Annotated in this window: 25 protein-coding genes; 22 read left to right on the top strand and 3 right to left on the bottom strand. The window is 33.2% G+C overall.

Going from position 1 to position 25,661, the window contains the following annotated elements; all coding sequences use genetic code 11:
* Nucleotides 1-158 precede the first annotated feature (158 nt).
* The 11 genes from AAGV28_RS14685 to AAGV28_RS14635 all read left to right on the top strand — a co-directional run bounded on the left by AAGV28_RS14685 (nucleotide 159) and on the right by AAGV28_RS14635 (nucleotide 8,469).
* The gene (locus AAGV28_RS14685) at nucleotides 159-668 is read left to right on the top strand and encodes a DUF4304 domain-containing protein (protein WP_373407507.1); all 510 of its coding nucleotides are present in this window, start codon (nucleotides 159-161) and stop codon (nucleotides 666-668) included.
* Nucleotides 669-843: 175 nt separating this feature from the next.
* A complete protein-coding gene (locus AAGV28_RS14680; RefSeq protein ID WP_286935622.1) occupies nucleotides 844-1,140 on the top strand; it encodes a hypothetical protein in 297 nt (98 codons plus the stop codon).
* Nucleotide 1,141: 1 nt separating this feature from the next.
* Complete coding sequence (locus AAGV28_RS14675) at nucleotides 1,142-1,567, top strand: hypothetical protein (RefSeq protein ID WP_373407506.1); 426 nt, start codon at nucleotides 1,142-1,144, stop codon at nucleotides 1,565-1,567.
* A gap of 184 nt (nucleotides 1,568-1,751) precedes the next feature.
* A complete protein-coding gene (locus AAGV28_RS14670; RefSeq protein ID WP_373407505.1) occupies nucleotides 1,752-3,377 on the top strand; it encodes a phospholipase D-like domain-containing protein in 1,626 nt (541 codons plus the stop codon).
* Nucleotides 3,378-3,388: 11 nt separating this feature from the next.
* Nucleotides 3,389-3,568, top strand: coding sequence for a hypothetical protein (locus AAGV28_RS14665; protein WP_373407504.1), 180 nt, complete (start codon nucleotides 3,389-3,391; stop codon nucleotides 3,566-3,568).
* 25 nt (nucleotides 3,569-3,593) lie between these two features.
* A complete protein-coding gene (locus AAGV28_RS14660; RefSeq protein WP_373407503.1) occupies nucleotides 3,594-3,998 on the top strand; it encodes a barstar family protein in 405 nt (134 codons plus the stop codon).
* 284 nt (nucleotides 3,999-4,282) lie between these two features.
* Nucleotides 4,283-4,969, top strand: coding sequence for a hypothetical protein (locus AAGV28_RS14655; RefSeq protein WP_373407502.1), 687 nt, complete (start codon nucleotides 4,283-4,285; stop codon nucleotides 4,967-4,969).
* Nucleotides 4,970-5,145: 176 nt separating this feature from the next.
* On the top strand, nucleotides 5,146-5,910 hold the full coding sequence (locus tag AAGV28_RS14650; protein ID WP_373407501.1) for a hypothetical protein: 765 nt from the start codon (nucleotides 5,146-5,148) through the stop codon (nucleotides 5,908-5,910).
* 160 nt (nucleotides 5,911-6,070) lie between these two features.
* Nucleotides 6,071-6,847 carry a hypothetical protein gene (locus AAGV28_RS14645; RefSeq protein WP_373407500.1) on the top strand — a complete coding sequence of 259 codons (777 nt, stop codon included), beginning with the start codon at nucleotides 6,071-6,073 and terminating at the stop codon, nucleotides 6,845-6,847.
* A 174-nt stretch (nucleotides 6,848-7,021) separates the two neighbouring features.
* A complete protein-coding gene (locus tag AAGV28_RS14640) occupies nucleotides 7,022-7,549 on the top strand; it encodes a uracil-DNA glycosylase family protein (RefSeq protein WP_373407499.1) in 528 nt (175 codons plus the stop codon).
* 32 nt (nucleotides 7,550-7,581) lie between these two features.
* A complete protein-coding gene (locus tag AAGV28_RS14635) occupies nucleotides 7,582-8,469 on the top strand; it encodes a hypothetical protein (RefSeq protein WP_373407498.1) in 888 nt (295 codons plus the stop codon).
* Nucleotides 8,470-8,662: 193 nt separating this feature from the next.
* On the opposite strand, the gene AAGV28_RS14630 is transcribed toward AAGV28_RS14635, so the two are convergent.
* A complete protein-coding gene (locus AAGV28_RS14630; protein WP_373407497.1) occupies nucleotides 8,663-9,535 on the bottom strand; it encodes a Dam family site-specific DNA-(adenine-N6)-methyltransferase in 873 nt (290 codons plus the stop codon).
* A 132-nt stretch (nucleotides 9,536-9,667) separates the two neighbouring features.
* Here AAGV28_RS14630 and AAGV28_RS14625 point away from each other — a divergent pair, with 132 nt between their 5' ends.
* The 7 genes from AAGV28_RS14625 (at nucleotide 9,668) to AAGV28_RS14595 (ending at nucleotide 17,698) form a co-directional block, all read left to right on the top strand.
* Entirely contained in the window at nucleotides 9,668-9,877 is a 210-nt protein-coding gene (locus AAGV28_RS14625) for a helix-turn-helix domain-containing protein (protein WP_373407509.1), read from the top strand.
* On the top strand, nucleotides 9,861-10,712 hold the full coding sequence (locus tag AAGV28_RS14620; RefSeq protein WP_373407496.1) for a DUF7687 domain-containing protein: 852 nt from the start codon (nucleotides 9,861-9,863) through the stop codon (nucleotides 10,710-10,712). Before AAGV28_RS14625 ends, AAGV28_RS14620 begins: the two co-directional genes overlap by 17 nt.
* Before the next feature lie 277 nt (nucleotides 10,713-10,989).
* The gene (locus tag AAGV28_RS14615) at nucleotides 10,990-12,081 is read left to right on the top strand and encodes a ligand-binding sensor domain-containing protein (RefSeq protein WP_373407495.1); all 1,092 of its coding nucleotides are present in this window, start codon (nucleotides 10,990-10,992) and stop codon (nucleotides 12,079-12,081) included.
* A 186-nt stretch (nucleotides 12,082-12,267) separates the two neighbouring features.
* Nucleotides 12,268-12,597: a hypothetical protein gene (locus AAGV28_RS14610; protein ID WP_373407494.1), complete on the top strand. Its 330-nt coding sequence runs from the start codon at nucleotides 12,268-12,270 to the stop codon at nucleotides 12,595-12,597.
* Between the two features lie 530 nt (nucleotides 12,598-13,127).
* Nucleotides 13,128-16,592, top strand: coding sequence for an isoleucine--tRNA ligase (ileS, locus tag AAGV28_RS14605; protein WP_373407493.1), 3,465 nt, complete (start codon nucleotides 13,128-13,130; stop codon nucleotides 16,590-16,592).
* Between the two features lie 8 nt (nucleotides 16,593-16,600).
* Nucleotides 16,601-16,981 carry a TraR/DksA family transcriptional regulator gene (locus tag AAGV28_RS14600; protein WP_373407492.1) on the top strand — a complete coding sequence of 127 codons (381 nt, stop codon included), beginning with the start codon at nucleotides 16,601-16,603 and terminating at the stop codon, nucleotides 16,979-16,981.
* Nucleotides 16,982-17,095: 114 nt separating this feature from the next.
* On the top strand, nucleotides 17,096-17,698 hold the full coding sequence (locus AAGV28_RS14595) for a lipoprotein signal peptidase (protein ID WP_373407491.1): 603 nt from the start codon (nucleotides 17,096-17,098) through the stop codon (nucleotides 17,696-17,698).
* 64 nt (nucleotides 17,699-17,762) lie between these two features.
* Here AAGV28_RS14595 and AAGV28_RS14590 read toward each other — a convergent pair whose 3' ends face one another.
* Complete coding sequence (locus tag AAGV28_RS14590) at nucleotides 17,763-18,332, bottom strand: 5-formyltetrahydrofolate cyclo-ligase (protein WP_373407490.1); 570 nt, start codon at nucleotides 18,330-18,332, stop codon at nucleotides 17,763-17,765.
* A complete protein-coding gene (locus tag AAGV28_RS14585) occupies nucleotides 18,319-19,296 on the bottom strand; it encodes a succinylglutamate desuccinylase/aspartoacylase family protein (protein WP_373407489.1) in 978 nt (325 codons plus the stop codon). The genes AAGV28_RS14590 and AAGV28_RS14585 overlap by 14 nt, the downstream gene beginning before the upstream one ends.
* 138 nt (nucleotides 19,297-19,434) lie before the next feature.
* Here AAGV28_RS14585 and uvrC point away from each other — a divergent pair, with 138 nt between their 5' ends.
* From uvrC to AAGV28_RS14565, 4 genes are all read left to right on the top strand, one after another.
* On the top strand, nucleotides 19,435-21,234 hold the full coding sequence (uvrC, locus tag AAGV28_RS14580; RefSeq protein WP_373407488.1) for an excinuclease ABC subunit UvrC: 1,800 nt from the start codon (nucleotides 19,435-19,437) through the stop codon (nucleotides 21,232-21,234).
* A gap of 42 nt (nucleotides 21,235-21,276) precedes the next feature.
* Nucleotides 21,277-23,481 carry a patatin-like phospholipase family protein gene (locus tag AAGV28_RS14575; protein WP_373407487.1) on the top strand — a complete coding sequence of 735 codons (2,205 nt, stop codon included), beginning with the start codon at nucleotides 21,277-21,279 and terminating at the stop codon, nucleotides 23,479-23,481.
* A 449-nt stretch (nucleotides 23,482-23,930) separates the two neighbouring features.
* Entirely contained in the window at nucleotides 23,931-24,701 is a 771-nt protein-coding gene (locus tag AAGV28_RS14570) for a DUF3108 domain-containing protein (RefSeq protein ID WP_373407486.1), read from the top strand.
* Nucleotides 24,701-25,636 carry a tryptophan 2,3-dioxygenase family protein gene (locus tag AAGV28_RS14565; RefSeq protein ID WP_373407485.1) on the top strand — a complete coding sequence of 312 codons (936 nt, stop codon included), beginning with the start codon at nucleotides 24,701-24,703 and terminating at the stop codon, nucleotides 25,634-25,636. Before AAGV28_RS14570 ends, AAGV28_RS14565 begins: the two co-directional genes overlap by 1 nt.
* Nucleotides 25,637-25,661 lie beyond the last annotated feature (25 nt).

Genomic DNA, 25,661 nt, shown 5'->3' with positions numbered 1-25,661 from the left:
ACCTACCCAAAAGGCGGGGTTTCGTGTTCCAAAGACAGTTTTGTGGTTAATCAAACATCAGTATTTCAAATCAAGTTTTGTGGTAAAAGTCCCGCCCTTCGGGTAGCTGCAAAACGTTATAGGCAAGCATAGCGGACGACACAGAACATTTAAAAAAAATGACTGCAAAAGAAAAACAGACACAGTTTATCAAGACTTACTTGAAACCGACTTTAAAAAATTTCGGCTACCTGACAAGTGGACAAACATGGTGGAAAGACAAAGGCGACTTTTTCACCTTAATCAACTTGCAGAATTTTTCTTGGAACAGTAAAGACAACGTTGACTTTTGTTTCAATATTGGAGTTGCTTTAAAAGCTACAATGACTGACACGAACAAAAAGAAGCCAACAGTTCACGACTTGACAGTGTATTTAAGAGAAAGTTATTATTTACCGGACAATAGAAAGGAGTATAAATTCAGAAACAAAACGGGTTATGTTCTGACTGAACAAGCGGACTTGAATGACTTTATTGCCGAACTTAAATCAGACTTTGAAAATTATATTTTGCCGACTTTAGACAAATTGAATTCACTTCAAAACTGTGTCGACAAATTTGGCGGAATAACATTTTGGGGCGAAAACTTGAAAAAAGTAATTGCAGAAAATAAACTTTTAGCTCAATGACGACAAGAATGCCAGCCTATAACAGCACCTACCCAAAAGTGGCGGTTCAGTGGTTAAATCAAGCTTCGTGCTTCTATCAAAGTTTGTGCTTGGTTGACAGTGAAGTGCTTCGAAATTGCCACCTTCGGGTAGCTGCAAAACGTTATAGGGCATTTTAAAAGACGACACAACTACAATGAGTTTGAAAGGACAAACAGTAAGAATAATAGTAAGTGAACCTTGGGATTGGGAAGAAAATCTTTTCGGGACGATTATTTCTGACCGTGGTGGAGAAAAGTTATTGGTTAAATTGACTAAACCAATAAAAGGCAAAAAATTGACAAGCGACCTAATCGAACTTAAACCAAGATATGAAAAGGAAACATTTAAACCACTTGGACAACATTACTCTGTGACAGTTGGCGGTGCTTTGGTAAAAGAAGAAAATGACGAATTTGATTATATAATAATCGGCAGTGTAACAATCGATTAAAATGACATTAGCTGAACTACATACAAAATTAAAAAGCAATGGAATTGGCGAAGACCAATATTTCCTTCACGGACTTTTCGGATCTACTGACGACAATGACAAAATAGGCTTAACAATAAGACAAGGACAAAACGGATTTGAATATGAAACTTTTTATAAAGAGCGTGGTGAGAAACACTCAATAAGAACTTTTACAACTGAAAAAGAAGCTTGTGAACACATTTTTAAAAAACTCATTGACGAACAAATACTTTACAGAATTCAAAAAATTGTAAGTCTATCAGGAATGACAGTGAATGAAAGACTTTGGGAAAGCGGACTAATGGACGAGTTTGATAGAGCCAAAAAGAAAGACAAAACAAGAGCGAAGGAAATTTTAAGGTGGTTAAGAGTTGACGAACCTTCAATTCAAAAGATTGTAAAATGACGACAGAAGAAAGAAAAACGCCCTATAACAGCACCTACCCAAAAGTGGCGGTTCAGTGGTTAAATCAAGCTTTGTGCTTCTATCAAAGTTTCTGCTTGGTTGACAGTGAAGTGCTCCGAAATCGCCACCTTCGGGTAGCTGCAAAACGTTAGCGGTCAGGCTAAAAGACAACACCGACAGAACAATGAAGTTACTTTCAAATAGCGAAAACAGAAATCACAAAACTGAAATTTTAAATGCAATTGAACTTGCAGAAGAAATTACTATTTGCACTGCATTTCTTAAATTTTCGGGACTGAAAAGTTTGCTAGAATTAATAAATCAAAAAAAAACTAAGGTTACATTCTTTGTTGGAACAAATTTTTATCAGACAGAACCAAGTGCTTTAAAGCAACTTTTTAATGACGGTCATACAATTTATCTTAACAGAGAAAAATCACCAACATTTCACCCGAAAATATTCTTATTACGAACACAAAATGAAGTGAAAGTATTTATCGGTTCTGCTAATTTGACCAGCGGTGGTTTGGAAACAAATATTGAAATATCAATTGAATGCGATACAGCGACAGATTCACTACTTCATAATGACTTACTAGACCAACTAAATTATTTCAAAACCAAATCAAAAAAAATTGAAAAACTTGAAACAATTTTAGACTACGAAAAAAGATATAAAGTATATAAAGAAAAACATCAAATTGCTGATAAGGAATTTGAAAAAGAAGAAGAGAAAATTAATGAAGAAGAAAGACTAAGAGAAGAAGAAAGATTAAGAAAAATTGAAGAAGAAAAAACAAGAAAAGCTAATCCAAATTCCAACTCGACAAAAAATAGATTTGCAATTTCTGACGATTATAGAAAAAGCTGGCCAATTTATTTTGAAGAATTTAAGCAATTCAAAATTGAAAATAACGGCAATACCATAATACCTAAATCTCACAAATTGTATAATTGGTATAAAAGACAAAGAGAGTTTTATGGTCATAAAGATGAAAATGGTGTAAGGGCAATTTTACCCGAACATTTGGAATTATTGAATAAAGAAAATTTCTTTTGGGGAAACCCCAACGAAGTTATATGGATGCAAAAATGGGAAAACAAATTAGCAAGAGTAAATGCTTATTGTAAATCAATAAATCAAGACTATGCTTGGATAACAGTAGATAAAAATAACAAGCGAAACCCTTTAAATGATTTAGGACAATGGTGTTTGGAACAAAGGTTAAGATTGAGACAACTTGAAAACGAAGAAAACTATAAAACTAAACGAAGAAAAATTACTGACTATGAAATCAAAAGACTTAAAGAAGTTAAATTCTTAACCGAATCTGAAAATGAAGGTGGTGTGGTAAATCAAAATGGATTTATTCAACGCTTGATTGACTTGGAAGATTTAAAAAACAAATGTTTGAAAGCAGGAATAAGAAGATGGATTCCTTCTCAAACTGATTCCGACCCAAAAATAGCAGAATTAGGCGGCTGGTTGGCTGACAATCTCACTTTTATTAGAAATCATAGAAAAAACGGAACACAAACTGAACTTGTAGAATCTCGGTCAAAGGATTTAAATGACTTAGGAATTGACACAATAATTGGTAAGGAAAAAAACAACTTTGAGTTTGATGTTCTAGACTGGTTAGATATGAAAAAACTTTATCCAATTGACAATCCAAAGGGCGAAGAAAGAAAACCTTACGCCAAAATTCTTAATTGGGAATCAGGACAAAGGAATAAATATGAATCTGCACCACCTTGGAAGAAGCAACGACTAGTTGAACTTAAAATTGTAAAACCAAAATTTAACTGACTTTTTCAAATATGACTACAAACTTTATACTTCAACCTATCATAGACAGAGAAGCCCGAACCGCTAACAGCACCTACCCAAAAGTGGCGGTTCAGTGGTTCAATCAAGCTTTGTGCTTCTATCAAAGTTTCTGCTTGGTTGACAGTGAAGTGCTTCGAAATCGCCACCTTCGGGTAGCTGCAAAACGTTAGCGGTCAGGCTAAAAGACGACACAGAATGAACAAGAAGACAATCATAATCAACGGAAACAATTTTTCAGACTTGGAAAGTTTTTATGACGAAATTGACCGAATATTGACCAAAAACCTCAATTGGCAAACAGGACATAATTTAGACGCTTTTAATGATTTGCTTCGAGGTGGGTTTGGCGTTTATGAATACAAAGAACCAATTAAATTGACTTGGAAAAACAGTTTAAAAAGCAAAATAGATTTAGGATTCGATGCAACAAAAAAATGGTATGAAGAAAGAATCATTTTTTGGAAAAATAATGAAGTAAATCTTCAACATTTTGAAAAAGGACTTAAAGAATTAGTTGAACAAAACGGACAAACCCTTTTCGACATTATTCTTGAAATAATTTCAGAGCATAAACACATTGATTTTAATATAATAGACTGACTCATTGACAAAAAAGAAAAAAATAATAATTTCTTGTGGAGAAATCGTTTTAGGTTGGCTTTTAAACGCATTTGCTTGGACAACTAAATTAGGACACCCAATAAGTACTATTATATTATTATTTGGGTTGGGATTATTGTTTATTGGATTAATTACTCTTATAATAACATTGATTAAAAAGTAATTTGATAAGAAACTTAAAACGGCTTAAAAGAAGCCCGAACCGCTAACAGCAGTTTGGCAAAATGGCGGGTTTAGTGCTAAATTGAACATTTGGTTTTCAAATGAAGTTTAGTAATGAATTGAAAGCAAGTGCTTCAAAGTCCGCCACTTCGCCAAGCTGCGAAACGTTAGCAACCATATCAGAAATGAAGCAACTAAATATCATAATTATAATTTTGACTTTCATCTTTTTGGGATGTGAAAAAAAAGTCTCTGAATCGGAATTTGAACAAAACGTCTTTGACGAAGTATTCATAAAGATAGTAGATTCAACTTACATCGACAAAAGACTTTATACCTGTTTTCCAGAACAAGGAAAACCTATCTATGACAAAAATGGCCAATGGATAGGATTGGATTCGATTGGACAAAAGCAAAGAGATTTAGAGTGTGAAATTAAAAGGACAGCACTGAAAAAAGACACACTAAATCTTGTAATTGCAATTGGAAATGAAGGCATAATAAACAGCCAAACTAACATAGAAAAATACAACAATAAAAAATTTATTTTTAAGCATTTTACAGAACTCCCGAAAGTTGAAGAGTATAAAAATTGGGAATCTAAATATCCGAAATTTGCTGGCGCTATGTCTTTCTCTCATATTAAATTCGATGCCAAAAAAGAATCTGGTATTTTAGATGTCAGTTATAGTTGTGGTGGAAAATGTGGTTTAGGATATTCAGTTGTCATCAAAAAGATAAAGAATAAATGGATTATTGCTAAAATTGAGGAAACCTGGATTTCATAAAGATACGGTTGCTAACACACGCTACAAGCAATTTGGGTTTTAGGCTCAATTTGAAGTTGGTATTGTATTTGGAAGATTAGGCAAATCCGAATAATGGGCTTAATTTAGTCCCAAACTGCTTGTAGCGCGGGAACGTTAGCCGTCAGTTTACCAGAACGTCGAAAAAACCGAACATAATGAAAAAATATAATTATTTCTTTTACTTTTTTCTCTTCATATTAATAAGTAGTTGTTCTGAAAAGAATGACAAAAATATTGAAAAATCAATTCAAAATGCAATTGAAAGATTTCCTCAATTAAAAACTACAAAGAAAACCTTTGGAAATGATTACAAACTTGTTAAAAGTGTAAAAAATGGAGAATTTGATTTTGAAATTCAATTATTTTCTGAACCAGATAGCATAAAAGACAATCAGCAAATAATTGTTCTGATTAATTCAAAAAAAGAATGTTCGTCAATTCCATTCTTTAACAATAAATACAAAGACTATTGGGAATTTCCATTTGATAAACCAATAAAAAACGTATGTAAAATAGCCTCAACTTTCAAAGTTGAATTAAATAATGCTTTGAGCATATTCCCAGAGCCAAAAAATCCTAGAAAAGACAAAAATGTAAAGTATGAAGTGGTAAATGAAATGCTACAATCGTTGTTGATTACAAAAGAATTAGAAGAAAAAGACAGCTTACTTATTTATAGAACGATAATTTCAAATTCAAATATACCAAGAGAAGTTTCTGATTCTGCATTTGTAAGACTTCGTAAAAATTATGAAAAAATGAAAAGAGAATGGCATCCAGAAGATTTCATAATTAATTATAATTGTTATTTTGACAGAAGAAATGCTAGAATATATCAACTAAACTATAACGAAAAAACTAAAGGTTTTGATGTAAAAAGCTATAGACAAGATTGGGGATTTACGCCATTGAATTTATAAAACCGAACGGCTAACACACGCTACAAGCAATTTGGGTATTATGCTTAATTTGAAATTGGTTTTGTATTTGGAAGATTTGGCAAATCCGAAGAATGGGCTTAATTTAGTCCCAAACTGCTTGTAGCGCGAGAACGTTAGCAGTCAGACTAAAACAACCACTATGAAAGAAAATTCAAGATTTGACAAAGATTTTTTAGAAGCATTCAATTATAGTAATGCTAATAACTTATATTTAGGTTTAGGCAATCCTAATGGCAAAATTCTACTTATTGGAAAGGAAACATCAAATGATAAAATAGGATTTGATGAAATGAGTAAAATCAATCTAAAAAGTTGGGACGATATTGTCTCAAAGAACAAGTCTATTGAGGATATTGGATTTTTGGAAGACAATGCTTTGTTTCCTTGGAAGGGACAAAAATTTACGATAAGGAGAGAAAAGAAAGATGGGACAATTACGGGAGAAAGTGGAACATCAACAACTTGGTATTATTACCAATATTTGACTGATTTTATTTACAAAAATACAGTAAAAGAAAAAAAGGATTTAATTGACTTTCACAAATTTTGTTTTCAATCTGAAATGAATCAATTAAACGCAAAGCAAAGTAGCCATATTCCCAAGGGCGATTTATTAAGAATTAAAAGTATAAAAGATAGAGAGAAACTTTTTGCCTTAAATTTTTTCAGAGATTTTGATGTTATTATTTTAGCTAGCGGTCATTATCATAAAGATTTTGATTTTGACATTCAAAAGACTTTTGGAGTAAAATGGACTGGTAAAACTAATGTTCTATCAAAAGGAAATTGGTATAACCTACATTATGATAATTTAGAAAAACCAAAACGAATATTGATTCATACGAGACAATTCAGTACTCTAATAACAAAAGAACTAATTGAAGCAATTGCAAATGAATGCAGAACATTTGTATAAAGTCCGAACTGCTAACAGGCATTTGGCAAAAAAGCGGGTTCAGTGCTTAAATGAAGTTTTGAGCTTCGTATCAAGTTCAGTACTGGCAGACAGCTTAGAGCTTCGAAATCCGCTTCTTCGCCAAGCGCCAAACCGTTAGCAGATATGGCAAAAAATGAGGAATCCTAAAAGCTTATGAAAGATTACCATTTTAACAAAGGAATTAAAACTGATATTGCTTTAGTTTTTAGCTGTCCTGGGAAAAAAGAAGAAGAACAAGGTAAACCAGTTTCAGGTCAAACTGGAAAAAATTTAGATTATTTTTTAACTAAATTATTCGAAAAGCTCGAATATGATTTTACAAATAGATATGATTTTAGAATAACAAATTCTGTTAAATCAGTTTATCATAAAAATTTGACCCCACATAAAACTGAACCAACTAGATCTGAAATTAAAGACAAAAATAATCTAATCCGATTGCATAATGAATTGTACGATATTGAAAGATTTATTTTTTGCTTTGGAAAAAAAGCAGAATTAGCTTTAAGTGAAATTCAAAAAAAATCAGATTTAAAACTTAAAACAAATAAAATATTTGCTATAAAGCATTTATCAAATAGTTCTCTAAATAGGATAAAAATTGAAAAATTAACTGGCAGTTTAGCTAGTGAATTCCGAATAAACACATTAGTAAATGATCTATTTGAGAAATTAAGATAAGACTTTTAATTCAAAACAAAAAATAAATAATTATGAAATATTTAATCAAGATTACATTAATAGCATTAATCTCTTTTTCTACACAATATTCAAAAGCTCAAGACATTGAGAAATATTTAAAAATAGCAGAAAATGCAGGGAATTCATATATAAAATTAGTTGAATCTAATCAATATAGTAATAGTAGCATAACCGATTTTGAAAATTCTATTACAAATCTAGACTTTGAATTGGAACGATATAAATCAGATATTGATAATTTAGACCCTTTAAAATTATTTACGGGTAGAGATAAAATGTTAAAACTCTACAGCTCAACTGTAAAAAAAAGAAACGAAATAGTCATAAATGTAAAAAAATACAATGAAATTCAAAACGAACAAATACTTAAAGATAATGCCATATTAGAATTGAAGAAGAAAAAGGTGGATTCATTAGCAACTATAGAAAAACAGAATAAAATAAAATTAGATTCAATTAACAAATTAGAAGAAAAGAATAAACTTGAAGCTTCTTTAAGAAAAGAACACATTAATGATTCTATTCAGAATTTAATTAATAAATCTAACCAAATCAAACTAGAAAAATACTTAACCTCTCAAGAGTGGAAATCTACCAAGCTTAAAGTTAAAAATCTTGAAGCTGAAAATTACAATATAGCAGTTCAAATCGAAAAAAGTGTAAGGTCAACTGTGAAAGGTTATACTATATTTGGTAATGCAATTCAGGAAGTTCCAAAAGGTTTATATGCTAATCTTAAAGCTAAATCCAATATTATTAAAAAAAATCTAGATACTATTCATAACATTTCTGAAACAATTTATAGCAACTATGGAAAAGAATTATACGAAATAGATGCGAGTACAAGTGCTGAAATTGAGAAAGCTATGTATGCAATTGGAATTGCAGGAAAAATATAAAATTAACACTCAAAACTAATATCGTGAAAGCCACATCTGCTAACCGTCGTTTGGCAATATGGCGGGATTAGGCTTAATTTGAAGTTGGTTTTGTACTTGGGAAATTAGTCATTAACCGAAAGATTAGGCTTCCTTAATCCGCCACATCGCCAAGCGACCAAACGTTAGGTGCAACCGCCCTCCGAAACCAGAACTAATAACTTAATAATAAACGATCTGAAACATTTTCGTTTTCCAAAGTTTGTCCTTCTAATTGAAATCTTCTTAACATCGATCTACCACAATTAATATAAAGTTCATTTTCAAAAAGACCACTTTCAATTGGCAAATCGCAAAGTAAATTTCCTGATTTCTTATGCCCATCAATACTTAATGCTACACGAACACCTTTTGATTTTGCCTTATCAATTTCTAACAGTAAATCTTCTAATCGAAAATCTTGTGCTCCGTAAAGAATTGTTTGACTATGAGAATATGGAGGATCACAATAAATTAAATCTCCGTATTTAGCTTTAGAAAAAGCTTCTCTATAATCACAATGCTCAAAATCAACTTTATTTAAACGATTTTTCCATTCATTCACACGCTTTGAAAAACTTTCAACGGAAATAGGATCGTGAACACCGCAAGGTGTTGACATATATCCGTCAGCTTTGCGAAAACGAATTATTCCACCATAACAAGAACGAGTTAAAAAAAGAAAATCTGCACCGTTCGGACTTGTATTATAAGAAGCTAAAACGCTTTTATAAACTTCTTCTTTTGTTTCAACCCCTATTCTATTGCGTCTTTCTGCGTACCAAGAAACCAATTCATTAGAATCTATTTTTAGCATTTTCCAAATCTGCATTAACGGCTCAAATGTATCAGAACCTAATCCATTATGTGGTGCTACTGTCGCTAAAATTGCACCACTTCCAAGAAATGGTTCAAAATATCTTCCGAATTGAGTTGGAAAACTTCTTGTAATTTCAGCAGCAAACTTTTGTTTATTTCCAACCCATTTTAATAATTGCGATTTTGGTGGATAATAAGTTCCATATTTTTCTTCTAATGTGAGTTGCATATTATTTAAATTTATTTTTCAAAGATAATACATTTGTGCTATTATCCTATTTTGGGATATGCTGTTTTAGGATATAATTTTGAATTTGTGAAAAAGTCGATAAATAGTAAGGAAAATAAAGTACTTCTCGAAATGTTATATCAACTTCGAGTGTCTTCTGGACTTCGACAATCAGATCTAGCCGACTTACTTAAAGTTCCTCAATCCTTTATTAGCAAATTTGAAAGTGGAGAAAGAAGAATCGATTTTATTGAGCTTCGGGAAATTTTAAAGTGCTTTAACACAAACACAATGGAATTTCTAACCGAATTTGAAAATAAAATAAATGCAAGCAGAAAGTAAATTTTTAAAACAGCCACAAGAGTTTTGGGCAAATGTAAAACTAATTAGTCAAAAAGTTGGTTACACAAACAGAGGAATTGGGACTATTAAAGTTCCATCAATTCAAGATATTGAAATTGCATACGATAAGCTAGGATTAGATTCTAGCAAAATTGTTTTAAACAATAATGTAACTGCCTTCGGCAGTTTACTTATTGAATATTTTCAATTTCGTGCTGATTTTCTAACTAATCATATTGAACCAAATCTTCAGAACTTAGCACAAGCCAAAGCTTTGTACACAAAACTTAAAGCTGATTTAAATCCAACTTGTCCAGAACCTTTAAATAAACAGAAAGGCGAAAAACAAGGTCCAGCATATTTTACTTCTATTATAAATATGCTAATTGAAGCTAACTCAAAAGGATATGATTGTAATTATGATCCAAAGGAATTATCTGCTTTTACTCATAATAATTTTCCAATTCGTAGTTTGTCACGAAGAGTTGATGGGTCATTCCCAAATGTTATAAATCCAATTGCCTTATGGGAAATCAAAGAATATTATTACACAACTACATTTGGAAGTCGTGTTGCTGATGGAGTTTACGAAACTCAACTCGACGGTTACGAACTAAATGAAGTTAGAGAGCATTTAGGAAGAATAATTCATCATTGTTTAATGATTGACGATCACAACACTTGGTGGGGAATGGGAAAATCTTATTTATGTAGAATCTGTGATATGTTGCATATGGGACTAGTAACAGAAGTCATATTTGGAAAAGAAGTTGCTACTCGTGTTCCGCTACTTGTAAAAGAGTGGACAAAACAATTTGATGAAGAATACAAATAGCGGCAGCACCTAACCGCCGTTTGGCAATATGGCGGGTTTAGGCTAAATTTAAAGATGGTTTTGTACTTGTAAAATTAGTCATTAACCGAAAGTTTAGGCTTCCTTAATACGCCACATCGCCAAGCTGCCAAACGTCAGGCTGTGAAAAAACCTCTTCAAATCTAGAAAGTATTCGGAGAGCTACCAAAGAAAAAACTCAAATATAAGATTCTCAAGAGGATGATTTTAGTTTTTTCACAGTCTGACGTTGTGCGGCATGTTAATAAAAAACAGAAGAATGAAAGTAAAATCTTATAATCAAAAAATATTTATCATTTTTTATACAATTTTGATTGTTGCAACAATTTCTTGTAATAATCAAAGAAAATCAAATAAAGAAAATCAGATAATACACACTAAAACTGACAGCAAATTGTTGAAATACACAACAGGAGTTCGGGCATTTTTAGAAGATAGTAAGGGAAATATCTGGTTTGGAAGTTTCAACGAAGGTGTGTGTTTGCTTCAAAATGGTAAATTTCAATATTTCACAACAGAAAACGGTTTGAGCCATAATCAAGTAAGAAATATTTATGAAGATAAAAATGGTATAATATGGTTTGAATGTGGTAAGGGATTAAGTATTTATGATGGAAAAAAAATATCTATTTATAAGCAAAGAAATTACGATTCAACAAAACAATGGAAATTGGCTGATAGCGACCTATGGTTTAAAGGTGATGAAATAGAGGGTTACAACAAACTTGAAAATAATCCTGGTGTATATCAGTATGATGGAAAAAAACTTTCATATCGCACATTTCCTGTCACACCTAAATCCGAAGATGAGCGTAGGTTTGGTTATTCAATTTCAACACCTTTCTTAAAAAGTAAAAATGGTACGATTTGGTTTGGAACTTACAAGGCGTTAATTGGATATAATGGCTCAGACTTTAAGATTATAACCGATGAATATCTTGGACTTAATGGAGAAAATGGTTTTTTGCATATTCGAGGCTTGTTTGAGGATAGCAAAGGAAATCTTTGGATTGCTAATAATGGAAAAGGTGTTTTGGTATATGATGGAAAAGAAGCAATAAATTTCACTGCACAACAAAAATTGAAAAAAGAGGACACAAAAGACAATTCACTCGAAAGAGCATTCTCAATTGGAGAGGATACTTCAGGAAACATTTGGCTTGGGACTGTAGAATCAGGAGTATGGAAGTATGATGGTAATTCTGTTAAAAATTTTACTAATGACGATGGACTTGAGAGTAAACACATTTTGACTATATATAAAAGCAAACAAGGAGAATTGTGGTTAGGAGGAGCTAATCCAAGTGGAGTATTTATCTTCAATGGTAAGTCTTTTGAAAGAAAGTATTAAATAAAACACGAACGCACAACACACGCTACAAGCAATTTGGGTATTAGGCTTAATTTGAAATTGGTTTTGTATTTGGAAGATTTGGCAAATCCGAAAATAGGGCTTAATTTAGTCCCAAACCCGCTGTAGTAGTGGGACGTTATAAGCCATAGACAGCCCGCGTAAAGATAGAACCACAATATAAAAATGCCAGAAAAAAATTCTATTAAAGAAATCGAAAAGGAAATCGAAGACAAATCTAAAGCGCTAATAAAGCTCAAAAAAGACATTCCAAAAATGATTGTTTTGGTCATTGCCGTAATGTTTGTTTTGCCATATTTTCCATTGAGAAGAGGAAGCCTGATTGAGCAATATGGTTATGTAAATGCAATACTGTTTGAAGCGGCTGTATTTATTATAGCAATTCCGTTGGTTACAGTATTTACTTTGAGAAATATGGAACAAGAAATTTCTCAATTAGAAAGTGATTTGGAAATTAAAAAGAGGCTGGAAAAAATAAATGACAAAGAAGTATAAAAAACTACGGCTTATAATAGCTAGAGTTTCGTTGGGCTTGAAAAGCCAACAATGAAACTCCTGTTGAACGGAACCGCTGAGATTCCGCAACTATGGGGTTTTCGATAAATTACTTTTAGGATTTCGAGAGGGGAGTAACTTTGTAGATTTACTTGCTGAGATTCCTACGGAATGACAAGATTGTGGGTAAAAAATCTTTAAAGAACGGTCTTTTTCACAAACTAAAACCGCCTAGTTTGTCATTCCGTAGGGCACGAGCGATAGCGAACTGGCGAAGCAATCTCATACTGTTAACTAGTTACCATTAAGTTGAGCCACTATGTAGCATCACTGAATGAGATTGCTTCGTTCCTCGCAATGACTAGCTTTGCGGTAAAAACGAGAAAGTTGTAACAGTTTTAATGGTTACAACTTTGTTGTTTTTTGCAAAAACCCTCTATAATTGTGTTTATTAGCTCTTTTTTCCTCACTCTTTTCTCTAATTTCCTCAAAATTCCTTACTTTCGCACCTCGTTTAAGAAAAGGATACAATGAGTACAAAATTTACTGAGTACAAAGGACTTGACTTGCCAACAGTAGCGTCGGAAGTTCTGGATTTTTGGAAGAAAGAGAATATATTTGAAAAGAGTGTAACTACCCGCGAAGGGGCAAGCCCTTACGTGTTTTTTGAAGGCCCACCTTCGGCAAACGGATTACCGGGAATTCACCACGTGATGGCGCGTGCGATTAAAGATATTTTTTGCAGATATAAAACCCAAAAAGGTTTTCAAGTAAAGCGTAAAGCCGGTTGGGATACGCATGGTTTGCCTGTAGAATTAGGTACTGAGAAGGAATTAGGAATTACCAAAGAAGATATCGGAAAAACCATTTCGGTAGAAGAATACAACGAAGCGTGTAAAAAAACCGTTATGCGCTATACCGACGTATGGAACGATTTGACCGAAAAAATGGGCTATTGGGTAGATATGGAAGATCCGTATGTGACCTACAAGCCCAAATACATGGAATCGGTTTGGTGGTTGTTGAAACAAATCTACAACAAGGATTTGATGTACAAAGGCTACACCATTCAGCCGTATTCTCCAAAGGCTGGAACAGGATTGTCTTCGCATGAAGTCAATCAGCCGGGAAGTTACCGTGATGTGACAGATACTACCATTGTGGCACAGTTCAAAGTCCTCTCCCCAGCCCTCTCCAAAGGAGAGGGAGGTATTGAGGAAAATACTTTTGCCAAAGCTTTCGGCCTAGTTTCCCCTCCTTCGGAGGGGCTAGGGGAGGATTTTTATTTTTTAGCTTGGACAACAACGCCTTGGACTTTACCTTCCAACACCGCTTTGACAGTGGGTCCAAAAATCGATTATGTTTTAGTGAAGACTTTCAACCAATATACTTTTGAGCCCATCAATGTGGTTTTGGCAAAGAATTTAGTGGGCAAACAATTCGGGAAAGGATTTTTCTTAAGTGAAGAGGCAGCTGATTTTGAAAATTTCAAAGAAGGCGATAAGAAAATACCATATCAAATTTTAGCGGAAGCTAAAGGAGCTGATTTGGTAGGCATTCGTTACGAGCAATTATTGCCTTGGGCATTGCCTTATCAAAATCCGGAAAATGCGTTTCGAGTAATTGCTGGAGATTTTGTTACTACCGAGGATGGAACAGGAATTGTACATACGGCACCCACTTTTGGTGCTGATGATGCTAAGGTGGCCAAAGAAGCTACGCCAGAAGTCCCACCCATGTTGGTTTTAGACGAAAATGGTTCTGCTGTTCCATTAGTCGATTTGCAGGGGAAATTTACGGTTCATGTAGGCGAAGCATTTGCTGGGAAATACGTGAAAAACGAATATTATGATGCCGATCAGGCGCCAGAACGTTCGGTAGATGTCGAGATTGCTATTTTTTTAAAAGAACAAAACAAAGCCTTTAAGGTTGAAAAATACGTACACAGTTACCCACATTGCTGGAGAACGGATAAACCTATTTTGTACTATCCGCTGGACTCTTGGTTTATTAAAATCACAGAAGTAAGAGATAGAATGTTCGAATTGAATGAAACGATCAACTGGAAGCCAAAAGCTACAGGAGAAGGTCGTTTTGGAAACTGGTTGAAAAATGCCAACGACTGGAACTTGTCACGTTCTAGATATTGGGGAATTCCATTACCAATTTGGAGAACAGAGGACAAACAAGAAGAAATCTTGATTGGTTCAGTAGAAGAATTGTACAATGCGATTGAGAAATCTATCGAAGCCGGTTTTCAAAAAGAAAATCCATTTAAAGGTTTCGAAATTGGAAATATGGCTGAATCCAACTATGATGTAATTGATTTGCATAAAAATGTAGTGGATGAAATAACATTAGTTTCGGCTTCAGGCCAACCAATGAAACGCGAGAGCGATTTAATTGATGTTTGGTTCGATTCGGGTGCAATGCCTTATGCACAATGGCATTATCCTTTTGAAAACGCAGCATTAATTGACGGAAATAAATCATTCCCAGCTGATTTTATTGCTGAAGGTGTCGATCAAACCCGTGGATGGTTTTATACTTTACATGCTATTGGGACTTTGGTTTTTGATAAAGTAGCTTATAAAAATGTAGTTTCGAATGGTTTGGTTTTGGATAAAAACGGACAAAAAATGTCCAAACGTTTAGGAAATGCGACAGATCCTTTTGAAACCATTGCAGAATACGGTCCTGATGCTACGCGCTGGTACATGATTTCAAATGCCAATCCTTGGGATAACTTAAAGTTTGATATTGAGGGAATTGCTGAGGTGCGCCGCAAGTTCTTCGGAACTTTATACAACACTTATTCGTTCTTTTCATTGTATGCCAATATTGATGGATTCAAATATGAAGAAGCTGAGATACCGTTGAATGAGAGACCAGAAATTGACCGTTGGATTTTATCCGAATTACATACTTTAATCCAATTTGTTGATGAAGCTTATGCGGATTATGAACCTACAAGAGCTGCTCGTGCCATTTCTGATTTCGTTCAGGAAAACTTGAGTAACTGGTACGTTCGTTTGTGTCGTCGTCGTTTCTGGAAAGGGGAATATGCCCAGGATAAAATTGCTGCTTACCAAACTTTGTATACTTGTTTGTTAGCCGTAAGTAAACTGAGTGCACCTATAGCTCCGTTCTTTATGGACAAGCTTTACAGAGACTTAACTTTGGCAACACAGTCGGAAAAATTTGATAGTGTACATTTGGCGGAATTTCCAAAATACGTTGAAAACTTTGTTGATAAATCGTTAGAGAGCAAAATGCAGAAAGCGCAGACTATTTCATCACTAGTTTTATCACTGCGTAAGAAGGAGATGATTAAGGTGCGTCAACCGTTGCAAAAGGTAATGATTCCAGTACTTGACGAGAAACAACGAGCTGAAATTGAGGCGGTTTCTGAGCTAATAAAAGCAGAGGTAAACGTGAAAGAAATTGAACTTTTAGACGATGCTTCGGGAGTATTGGTGAAACAAATTAAGCCTAATTTTAAAGCACTTGGGCCGCGTTTTGGTAAAGATATGGTATTGATTTCCAAAGAGATACAATCTTTTTCTCCAGATCAAATTAATCAATTGGATAAGGAAGGAAGTGTAAAAATTGTTATTGCAGGAAAAGACGTAATTTTATCCTTAGCCGATGTAGAGATAACCTCTCAGGATATTGAGGGTTGGCTTGTTGCCAATTCTAACGGAATCACCGTTGCGCTTGACATCACAATTTCAGAAGAATTGAAAAAAGAAGGAATTGCAAGAGAATTGGTCAACCGAATCCAGAACATCAGAAAAGATTCAGGATTTGAAGTAACCGATAAGATTAAGGTCTATTTGCAAAATAATGCTGTTTTAGAAGCAGCGGTTCAGGAGAATAACGCTTACATTAAATCAGAAACCTTAACGGAAGAGTTGGTTTTTGAGGAAAACATAGAAAGTGGCACAGAAATTGAATTTGATGACATTAAAACTAAAATAACGATTACTAAATAACATAGATTATGATAGATGAAGCAACACGATACTCGGACGCCGACTTGGCAGAGTTCAAAGAGATAATTCAAAATAAAATACAAAAAGCACAAGCCGATTTAGATTTAATTAAAAGTGCTTACATGAATGATTTAAATAACGGTACAGACGATACGTCTCCAACATTTAAAGCGTTTGAAGAAGGTAGCGAGACTATGTCTAAGGAAGCCAACTCTCAATTGGCTATCCGTCAGGAGAAATTCATTCGTGATTTAAAGAATGCTTTATTCCGTGTGGAAAACAAAACATACGGGGTTTGTAAAGTAACAGGTAAATTAATTGGTAAAGAAAGATTAAAAATTGTTCCTCATGCTACAATGAGTATTGAAGCTAAAAATCTTCAACGATAATAATTAAAATTGCATTATTAAAATTCCAAATTCCAATCTTAATTGTAAAATTATTGGGATTTGGAATTTAATTTTTTATAAATTACCTATTTTTGCGCACTTAAAATTTTTAAAATGTCATTACCAAAAGCCTATCTGCTTATTTTCATTGTATTATTAGTAGATCAGATTTCTAAAATATACGTAAAAACTAATTTTATATTAGGAGAAGAAGTTGAAGTTTTCAATTGGTTCAAAATTCATTTTATTGAAAATGAAGGAATGGCTTGGGGAACTCAAATTCCTGGAACTTACGGAAAATTGTTCCTGACCCTGTTTCGATTAGTGGCTGTTGGCGGAATTGGCTATTGGTTGTGGGATGCTATTGAAAGAAAACACAGTTCTAATTATTTAGTTGTAGCCATTGCTTTAATTCTGGCAGGAGCATTCGGGAATATTATTGACTCGGTTTTTTATGGGGTTATTTTTGACGATAGTAGTTCGCAATTAGCGACTTTATTTTCAGATCAGCCTTACGGCAAATACTTTCATGGAAAAGTAGTCGATATGTTTTACTTTCCATTTTGGCATGGAAATCTTCCTAGTTGGTTACCCGTTTGGGGCGGAAGAGATTTTACTTTTTTCAATGCTATTTTTAATGTTGCCGATATGGCCATTTCAACAGGAGTTGGGATTTTGATTGTTTTTAACCAGCGAGCATTTCATCAGAAGCACTAAACTTATAAAGATATAGAAAGTATGAATCCGTCTTATTTAAAAAATAGGACGGATTTTTTTTAGATTAGAATTTGTAAATCGTTTTTGGAGTCACACAATAGTCCAATTGCATATCTCCGTCGTGAACATCTTCAATTCGTTCCTCGGCTTCAAAGAATGAAAGCCCAATCTTAATCGTTGTGGCTTGGCATTCGCCTAAAAATTTATCATAGAAACCTTTGCCATAACCCACGCGATGTCCTTTTGTATCAAAGGCTAAAAGAGGAATAAAAACCACTTCTATTTTTTTTGATGGCACTTCTATGCCGTCAACAGGTTCAGGAATATTGTATTCGTTTTTTTTAATTTTGGTAGTATCGGTTAAAAGGTAATGTGTCATTTCTCGCGTTTGAAAATTAGATTTCGAAATGAGAATTTCTTTGTCTTTTCCAGAAAGAAGATGTAAAATTAATTCGGTGTCTATTTCATGGTGTTCTACAATGGGTAAAAAAATGTGAAAATAATTTTTGTCCCAAATATCGAGTTGTAGCAGTTGATTGCTTATGGCTAAACTCATTGCTTCCATTTCATTTTCTGAAAGTTGTTTTCGCAATGTTTTGTATTTTAGGCGTAATTCTTTTTTATGGGTTTCCATTAACTAATGTTTTTGAAATATGATAAATGGCATCTCCTTGGTAAACAATAGGCGAATGATTAGCATTAATAATATAGCCGTCATTTGGTGCTTTTACTTTTCGTTCAAATTTACCAAATGGATCGGTAATAGTGGCTAGTACCATTCCTTTTTTGACAAAAGTTCCAATGCTGTTCGAATTGTGTAATAAGCCCGAATGATTGGCTCTAATCCATGTTGATCTTTCGATGTGGATGCTTTTTTCTTTGCTTTTAGTGGCATTGTGTTTCGGGTTTAGCATGTCCAGATGTTCTAAAAAACGCTTTACACCTTCTAAGCCAATATTTGCAATTTCGTCATTAATGTCTAATGATTTTCCACCTTCAAAAAGAAGCATTTTTACATTGGATTTCTGGCAGGCATTTCTAAACGAACCCGCAATGTTTTTAGAATATAACGTAAAAGGAGCGTTAAAAACATCGGCTAAGGTTTTGAGTGCTTCATTGTTAGGTTCGAGACGTATTTGCGGAGCATTAAATCGACTGGCGCCTCCAGCATGAAAATCCACCGCGTAGTCTACAATAGGCATTATTTCGGTTAAGATGTGATGTGCAAATTGGCTGGCGAGCGAACCTTTTTTACTTCCCGGGAAAACACGATTTAAATCTCTTCCGTCTGGAAATTCTCTAGATTTATTAATAAAACCAAACATATTAATGATGGGAATACAAATAATAGTTCCTTTTTTGGGTTTATTAATTTTCTTAGTAATGATTTGGCGTACAATTTCCGTTCCGTTGATTTCGTCGCCATGAATTCCTGCCGAAAATAACACTACAGGACCATCAATTTTAGAACGCTGAATGATTATTGGGATTTTTAACTTGGCAGAATTATGCAACTTAGCAATTTCCATATCGATGGTTTTGCTTTCGCCAGCTAAAATAGTCTCTCCTAGAATCGTGATGGGTCTTGTGTTTCGCATTGCAGAATTAAAAAAGTTAAAAGTAGAAAAATAATTATTTGTAATTCGTAAATTTGGTTAGAATTCAAATAATAGTCCTAAATCATTAATTTTTTGACTCATTTAATGTTTTCTATCTTTTTTTGAAATAAAATTCTAATGCAAAAAACAGCTCTCGAACTTCAAATTCAAACTTTACCAGACGGTCCTGGCGTTTATCAATATTATGATAAGGAAGGTAAAATTTTGTATGTGGGTAAAGCCAAGAATTTAAAAAAACGAGTTTCGTCTTATTTTAATAAAATTCACGATACTGCAAAAACCAATGTGCTGGTTAAGAAAATTGTAACCATAAAACACATTGTGGTTCCTACGGAGACTGATGCGCTTTTGTTAGAAAATAATTTGATAAAAACCCTTCAGCCGCGTTACAATGTGTTGTTGCGCGATGATAAAAGTTACCCCTGGATTTGTATCAAAAAAGAACCTTTTTCGAGAATATTTTCTACCCGAAGAATGGTTAAAGATGGTTCGGAATATTTTGGGCCTTATACCAGTTTTAAAACCGTGAGTACAATTCTGGAATTGATTAAAGAATTGTACCCACTACGCACTTGTAATTATGATTTGAGCGAATCCAATATAGAAAGTGGCAAGTTTAAGGTTTGTCTCGAATATCACATTGGTAATTGCAAAGGCCCTTGTGAAGGCTACGAATCATTAGAAGAATACCAAAAACAAGTCAATGCCATCCGAGAAATTCTGAAAGGAAATTTCAAAGAAAGTATGAAGCATTTCAAGAAATTGATGATGGATTTGGCACAGCAAATGCATTTTGAAGAAGCGCAAAAAATAAAAGAAAAAATAGCAATTTTAGAAAATTACCAATCGCGTTCTACGATTGTAAATCCTAAAATCACCAATATTGATGTGTTTTCTATTGTTGCTGACGAAAGTGCCGCTTATGTCAATTTTTTACAAATTTCTCATGGTTCGATTATTCGTTCGCATACTATGGAAATCAAGAAAAAATTAGCCGAAACCGATGAAGAATTGTTAGAATTAGCAATAATAGAATTGAGAGAACGATTCCAGTTATTATCGAAAGAAGTGATTGTTCCTTTTGCAGTTGACCTGGGCGAAAACATCAAAGTTACCGTTCCGCAATTAGGAGATAAAAAGCAAATTTTAGATTTGTCTATTCGAAATGCAAAATTTTATCGCATCGAACAATTAAAGCAATTGCAAATTGTAGATCCAGACCGACATACGAATAGAATTATGGCGCAAATGCAAAAAGATTTGCGTTTGCCTGTGGAACCAAGACACATAGAATGTTTTGATAATTCCAATATTCAAGGAACGAATCCAGTTTCGGCCTGTGTGGTTTTTAAAGATGGAAAACCAAGTAAGAAAGATTACCGTCACTTTAATATAAAAACGGTAGAAGGCCCTGATGATTTTGCGTCGATGGAAGAAGTAGTGTATCGTCGTTACAAACGCTTGTTAGAGGAAGAACAGCCTTTACCGCAATTGATTATTATTGATGGAGGAAAAGGGCAATTGTCATCGGCATTGAAAAGTATTGATGAGTTAGGTTTGCGAGGGAAAATTAGCATTATTGGTATTGCTAAAAGATTAGAAGAATTATTTTATCCGGGTGATTCGGTTCCGTTATATCTGGACAAAAAATCGGAAACTTTGAAAATAATTCAGCAATTGAGAAATGAAGCGCATCGTTTTGGAATTACACATCATAGAGATAAAAGAAGCAAAGCCGCTTTGAATTCTTCAATAGAATCCATCCCTGGAATTGGCGAAAAAACCATGTTGACTTTGATTCAGCATTTTAAAAGTGTTAAAAGATTGAAATTGGCAACAGAAAAAGAAATTTCAGGCGTTGTAGGACTATCAAAAGCCAAAAAAATTACCGATTTTTACAAAATTTCAACGAACTAATTAGATTTCAACTATTAAATGTTCAAAAATGAAGGTTGTTTTATGAAAAAATATATTCTCATCTTAGTTGTTTTTTTTAGCGGTTTAATTGCGTTCTCTCAGCAGCAAAAAGAGAGGCCAAAAATAGGATTGGTTCTAAGTGGAGGAGGTGCGAAAGGATTTGCTCATATTGGTGTCCTTAAAGTTATCGAAGAAGCGGGGATTAAGATTGATTACATTGGCGGAACCAGTATGGGAGCGGTAGTAGGAGGTTTATATGCTGTGGGGTACAATGCGGCACAGCTCGATTCTATTTTTAATGAAACTGATTTTGATGAATTATTAAGCGATTATATTCCCAGAGCAACGAAGAACTTTTACGAAAAAAGGAACGATGAGGTTTATGCACTCGTTTTACCTTTTAATAAGTATAAAATAGGAGTGCCAGATGCACTTTCTAAGGGCTTGTATAATTTTAATTTACTGAGCCGGATTACAAGAAATGTTCGGCATCTCAGAGATTTTAATAAGTTAGAAATTCCTTTTTTATGTATTGGTACAGATATTGAAACTGGGGAACAAGTGGTTTTAGATAAAGGGAATCTAGCACGAGCTATGATTGCTAGTTCTGCCTTTCCGTCGCTATTTTCTCCAGTAGAATATCAAGATCGATTTCTTGTGGATGGAGGAGTAGTTAATAATTATCCAATTGGTGAAATTAGAAAATTAGGTGCTGATATTATTATTGGTGTCGATGTACAAAATGATTTATTGGATAGAAAAGGGCTTAATGATGCTACAAAAATCCTAGTTCAAATTACCAATCTTCATTCTATTGATAAGATGAAGGAAAATATATTAAAAACCGATATTTACATTCGACCTGACATTAAAGATTACGGAGTAATGTCATTTAGTAGTGGTAAACAAATAGTGGCTAAGGGAGAAGAAGCTGCTTTTTCAGTTTTTGAGCGTTTGAAACAATTAGCTGGAGATTTGAAAAATTATGAGAAACCGAAGCTAAAAAATCAGGGTGACAGTTTACAAATTGTAAATATTAATTGTAATACGCTGAAGAATTATACCAAGGAATATATTTATGGAAAGCTTCGGTTTAAACCGGATACTAAAATTAGTTATGGGCAACTGCAAGCAGGTATCAATAATTTAAATGCCACAGAGAATTTTAGTGCTATTGATTATTATTTTGAGGATAACAATGGAAATGATGACTTGAATTTGGTTTTAAAAGAGAATCCAACAGATACTTATTTGAAATTCGGATTACATTTTGATGGACTTTATAAAAGTGCGGTTCTAGTTAATATGACTCATAAAAAGAATATCTTTAAAAATGATGTGGCTTCTTTTGATGTTATTTTGGGAGATAATTTCAGGTATAATTTTGATTATTATGTTGAAAACGGCTACAATATTAGTCTTGGATTTAAATCGTATTTGAATAAGTTTAATCGCAATGTTGAGGGACAAATAACTAATTTGGATTTTGTAGATTTAGGTATTAAAAGCCTAAATGTAAATTTGTTTGATTTGACAAATGAAATGTATTTTCAAACATTATTTGCACAGCGTTTCTTAATCGGCGGTGGTTTAGAATACAAATATTTGAATATTAATTCGGGTACATTGTCTAATGCTGATCCAGTAATAGATAAAAGTGATTATGTTAGTATTTTTGCTCGATTTGATTTTGATTCTCTGGACAATAAATTTTTTCCTAAAAATGGGTGGTGTTTTTCTGGAGACATTCATTCTTATTTGTATTCCTCGGATTACACAAAACAGTTTGAGCCATTTTCAATTGCTAAGGCTAATTTTAGTGTGGCATTTCAATTGTTTAAATCGGCTACAGTAAAAATTCAATCAGAAGCAGGATTTTCAGTAGGGAGTAAAAGTGTACCTTTTTTTAATTTTATTCTGGGAGGATTTGGATATAATGTTTCAAATAATTTCAGTCATTTTTATGGATATGACTTTCTAAGCATAGGAGGAAATAGCTATATTAAGTCTTTACTAACTTTTGATTACGAAATTTTTAAAAAAAACCATATCAATATAACAGCCAATTATGCAAATATTGGAGAAAATATTTTTCAAACTGTTGATTGGATTTCTATACCTAGATTTTCTGGTTACGCATTAGGTTATGGTTTAGAAACAGCCATTGGTCCTATTGAAGTTAAACGAAGCTGGTCTCCCGAAACCAATAGCGGTTACACTTGGTTTAGTGTTGGATTTCCTTTTTAAACTCCAAAATTAGAAAACACCAGTATTTTTTAAAACCTAATAAATGCCATTTTTTGGTGCGTACTAGGCTTTTTTTATGTTAAAAAAAGCCTTATGAATCTTAAATAAAGGTGTCTTTAATTTTTCAACTAATGTTAAAATTGCCACTTTTATTTTTTATAGCTTGTTTTTTTATGATATGTAAAAAAAAATAGCATCCCTTCCGAATCTTATTTTAAAATTTTGTTAAACTCCATTTTTGTTGTAGAAATCGCATTTTCTTGCCTTATCTTTGTATTATCAAAACAAAAGGGGTGGTTTCCTTTTGATTTATATAAATTTAATAATTTATAATTTTTTGGTTGGTTAATAGCATAAAAACTCAGTCATTATTTGACTGAGTTTTTTTGTTTTAATATATTTGGAACAAAATTTGCAAGTTTGAATCAATAAAACAATTACAGTAAGTTATGAAAAAAATAATTCTGCTTTTATTATTGATTTTAACCGTAAGCTTTGACTCTTCTAAAGAAGATGCTTATGATGTAGGCGAATGGTTTAAATTCCGTATTCATTACGGATTTGTAAATGCTGGATACGCCACACTCGAAGTTAAAGACGCCACGATACATAACAAAAAAGTTTTTCATGTTATAGGTAAAGGTTACACTACAGGCGTGTCTCGCTTTTTTTTCAAAGTAGCTGATGTTTATGAAAGCTACATCGATAAGAATTCAGGAAATCCCTATCACTTTGTTCGAAATATCAACGAAGGAGGATATACTAAAAATCAGGAAGGTTTTTTTAATCAATCATCAAATAGAATTACGGTGAAAGATCATAAAAGAAAAACCGAGAAAACTTTTGTAATTCCAGATAATACTCAGGATATATTGTCAACTTTCTATTATCTTCGAAATCATCCTTCAATTGATAAAATTAAACCAGGAGAATATATTGCAATTGACATGTTTTTTGATGACGAAACCACAAAATTTAAGTTAAAGTTTATGGGACGCGAGAATATTACAACTAAATTTGGAGTCGTGTCTACAATGATTTTTAGACCTTTAGTGCAATCTGGACGCGTTTTTAAAGAACAAGAGAGTTTAACAGTTTGGGTTTCAGACGATGAAAACAGATTACCCATACGCATCAAGGCCGATTTAGCGGTAGGTTCGCTAAAAGCCGATTTGGATGGTTTCAAAGGATTGAAAGCTCCGTTTAAAATAAAGAAGTAATGAATATTAGTGAGAATACAGCAGGTATTTTAAAAGAAATAGAGCAAAAATACGAATCCATCAATCAAAAAACGGATACGCAATTAGAAGGCTTACTTTGGTCAAAACCCGTTACTTATTGGGATTATATCCAAACGGATGCTTTATTGAATTTACAAGTTCAAAGAACCGTTCTGCCTGATGAAATGGTCTTTATTCTCTATCATCAAACTAACGAATTAATATTCAAAATGATACTTTGGGAGATGAATCAAATCTCCAGCTCCCAAAATATTCAAGCCGCTTTTTTTACTGATAGACTTTCACGCGTTAGCCGTTATTTTGATATGCTTACTACTTCATTTACCATTATGGAAAATGGTATGGATGTAGATCAGTATATGAAATTTAGAAATACACTTACTCCAGCTAGCGGTTTTCAAAGTGCGCAATACCGTTTGATTGAATTTTGCGCCACCGATTTAGTTAATTTAATCGATAATCGTTTTAGAGCTTCTTTTGATTATACTATTTCGAATGAAAATGCGTTTGAAATTTTGTATTGGCAAGCAGCTGGCAAAGATTATAAAACAGGAAAAAAATCCTATACCTTAGAGGTTTTCGAAAAAAAATACAAAGCCAGTTTCTTAAACTATATGGAAGAGTATAAGACAATAAATATTTGGCAAAAATACAAACAACTTCCTGTTCAAGATCAAGAGACTCCAGCTTTAAGGGAAGCCATGCGTCATTTTGATTACACTGTAAATATTACTTGGGTAATGCAGCATTTAAATGTTGCAATAAAATATATTGATCAAAGCGGTATAGGCGATGGCGAAGCAACAGGTGGAAGTGATTGGCGAAAATACATGCATCCTAAGTACCAAAAAAGAATATTTTTTCCTGAATTATGGAGTTCAGCTGAATTGGCTAATTGGGGTCAAGAACAATAATAAAATGAAGTAGAATTGAAAAATA

The organism is Flavobacterium zubiriense (assembly GCF_041729725.1).
Lineage (GTDB): Bacteria > Bacteroidota > Bacteroidia > Flavobacteriales > Flavobacteriaceae > Flavobacterium > Flavobacterium zubiriense.
The sequence above is the reverse complement of the archived record's forward strand: the minus strand, read 5'-3'. Positions and strand labels throughout refer to the sequence as shown.

Coding starts and splice junctions, on each gene's coding strand:
- AAGV28_RS14660 (WP_373407503.1), top strand. CDS start 3,594: ATGAACAAGAAGACAATCATAATCAACGGAAACAATTTTTCAGACTTG.
- AAGV28_RS14585 (WP_373407489.1), bottom strand. CDS start 19,296: ATGCGAAACACAAGACCCATCACGATTCTAGGAGAGACTATTTTAGCT.
- AAGV28_RS14680 (WP_286935622.1), top strand. CDS start 844: ATGAGTTTGAAAGGACAAACAGTAAGAATAATAGTAAGTGAACCTTGG.
- AAGV28_RS14670 (WP_373407505.1), top strand. CDS start 1,752: ATGAAGTTACTTTCAAATAGCGAAAACAGAAATCACAAAACTGAAATT.
- uvrC (WP_373407488.1), top strand. CDS start 19,435: ATGCAAAAAACAGCTCTCGAACTTCAAATTCAAACTTTACCAGACGGT.
- AAGV28_RS14655 (WP_373407502.1), top strand. CDS start 4,283: ATGAAGTTTAGTAATGAATTGAAAGCAAGTGCTTCAAAGTCCGCCACT.
- ileS (WP_373407493.1), top strand. CDS start 13,128: ATGAGTACAAAATTTACTGAGTACAAAGGACTTGACTTGCCAACAGTA.
- AAGV28_RS14610 (WP_373407494.1), top strand. CDS start 12,268: ATGCCAGAAAAAAATTCTATTAAAGAAATCGAAAAGGAAATCGAAGAC.
- AAGV28_RS14630 (WP_373407497.1), bottom strand. CDS start 9,535: ATGCAACTCACATTAGAAGAAAAATATGGAACTTATTATCCACCAAAA.
- AAGV28_RS14595 (WP_373407491.1), top strand. CDS start 17,096: ATGTCATTACCAAAAGCCTATCTGCTTATTTTCATTGTATTATTAGTA.
- AAGV28_RS14645 (WP_373407500.1), top strand. CDS start 6,071: ATGAAAGAAAATTCAAGATTTGACAAAGATTTTTTAGAAGCATTCAAT.
- AAGV28_RS14635 (WP_373407498.1), top strand. CDS start 7,582: ATGAAATATTTAATCAAGATTACATTAATAGCATTAATCTCTTTTTCT.
- AAGV28_RS14570 (WP_373407486.1), top strand. CDS start 23,931: ATGAAAAAAATAATTCTGCTTTTATTATTGATTTTAACCGTAAGCTTT.
- AAGV28_RS14640 (WP_373407499.1), top strand. CDS start 7,022: ATGAAAGATTACCATTTTAACAAAGGAATTAAAACTGATATTGCTTTA.
- AAGV28_RS14675 (WP_373407506.1), top strand. CDS start 1,142: ATGACATTAGCTGAACTACATACAAAATTAAAAAGCAATGGAATTGGC.
- AAGV28_RS14685 (WP_373407507.1), top strand. CDS start 159: ATGACTGCAAAAGAAAAACAGACACAGTTTATCAAGACTTACTTGAAA.
- AAGV28_RS14665 (WP_373407504.1), top strand. CDS start 3,389: ATGACTACAAACTTTATACTTCAACCTATCATAGACAGAGAAGCCCGA.
- AAGV28_RS14615 (WP_373407495.1), top strand. CDS start 10,990: ATGAAAGTAAAATCTTATAATCAAAAAATATTTATCATTTTTTATACA.
- AAGV28_RS14600 (WP_373407492.1), top strand. CDS start 16,601: ATGATAGATGAAGCAACACGATACTCGGACGCCGACTTGGCAGAGTTC.
- AAGV28_RS14650 (WP_373407501.1), top strand. CDS start 5,146: ATGAAAAAATATAATTATTTCTTTTACTTTTTTCTCTTCATATTAATA.
- AAGV28_RS14625 (WP_373407509.1), top strand. CDS start 9,668: ATGTTATATCAACTTCGAGTGTCTTCTGGACTTCGACAATCAGATCTA.
- AAGV28_RS14590 (WP_373407490.1), bottom strand. CDS start 18,332: ATGGAAACCCATAAAAAAGAATTACGCCTAAAATACAAAACATTGCGA.
- AAGV28_RS14575 (WP_373407487.1), top strand. CDS start 21,277: ATGAAAAAATATATTCTCATCTTAGTTGTTTTTTTTAGCGGTTTAATT.
- AAGV28_RS14620 (WP_373407496.1), top strand. CDS start 9,861: ATGCAAGCAGAAAGTAAATTTTTAAAACAGCCACAAGAGTTTTGGGCA.
- AAGV28_RS14565 (WP_373407485.1), top strand. CDS start 24,701: ATGAATATTAGTGAGAATACAGCAGGTATTTTAAAAGAAATAGAGCAA.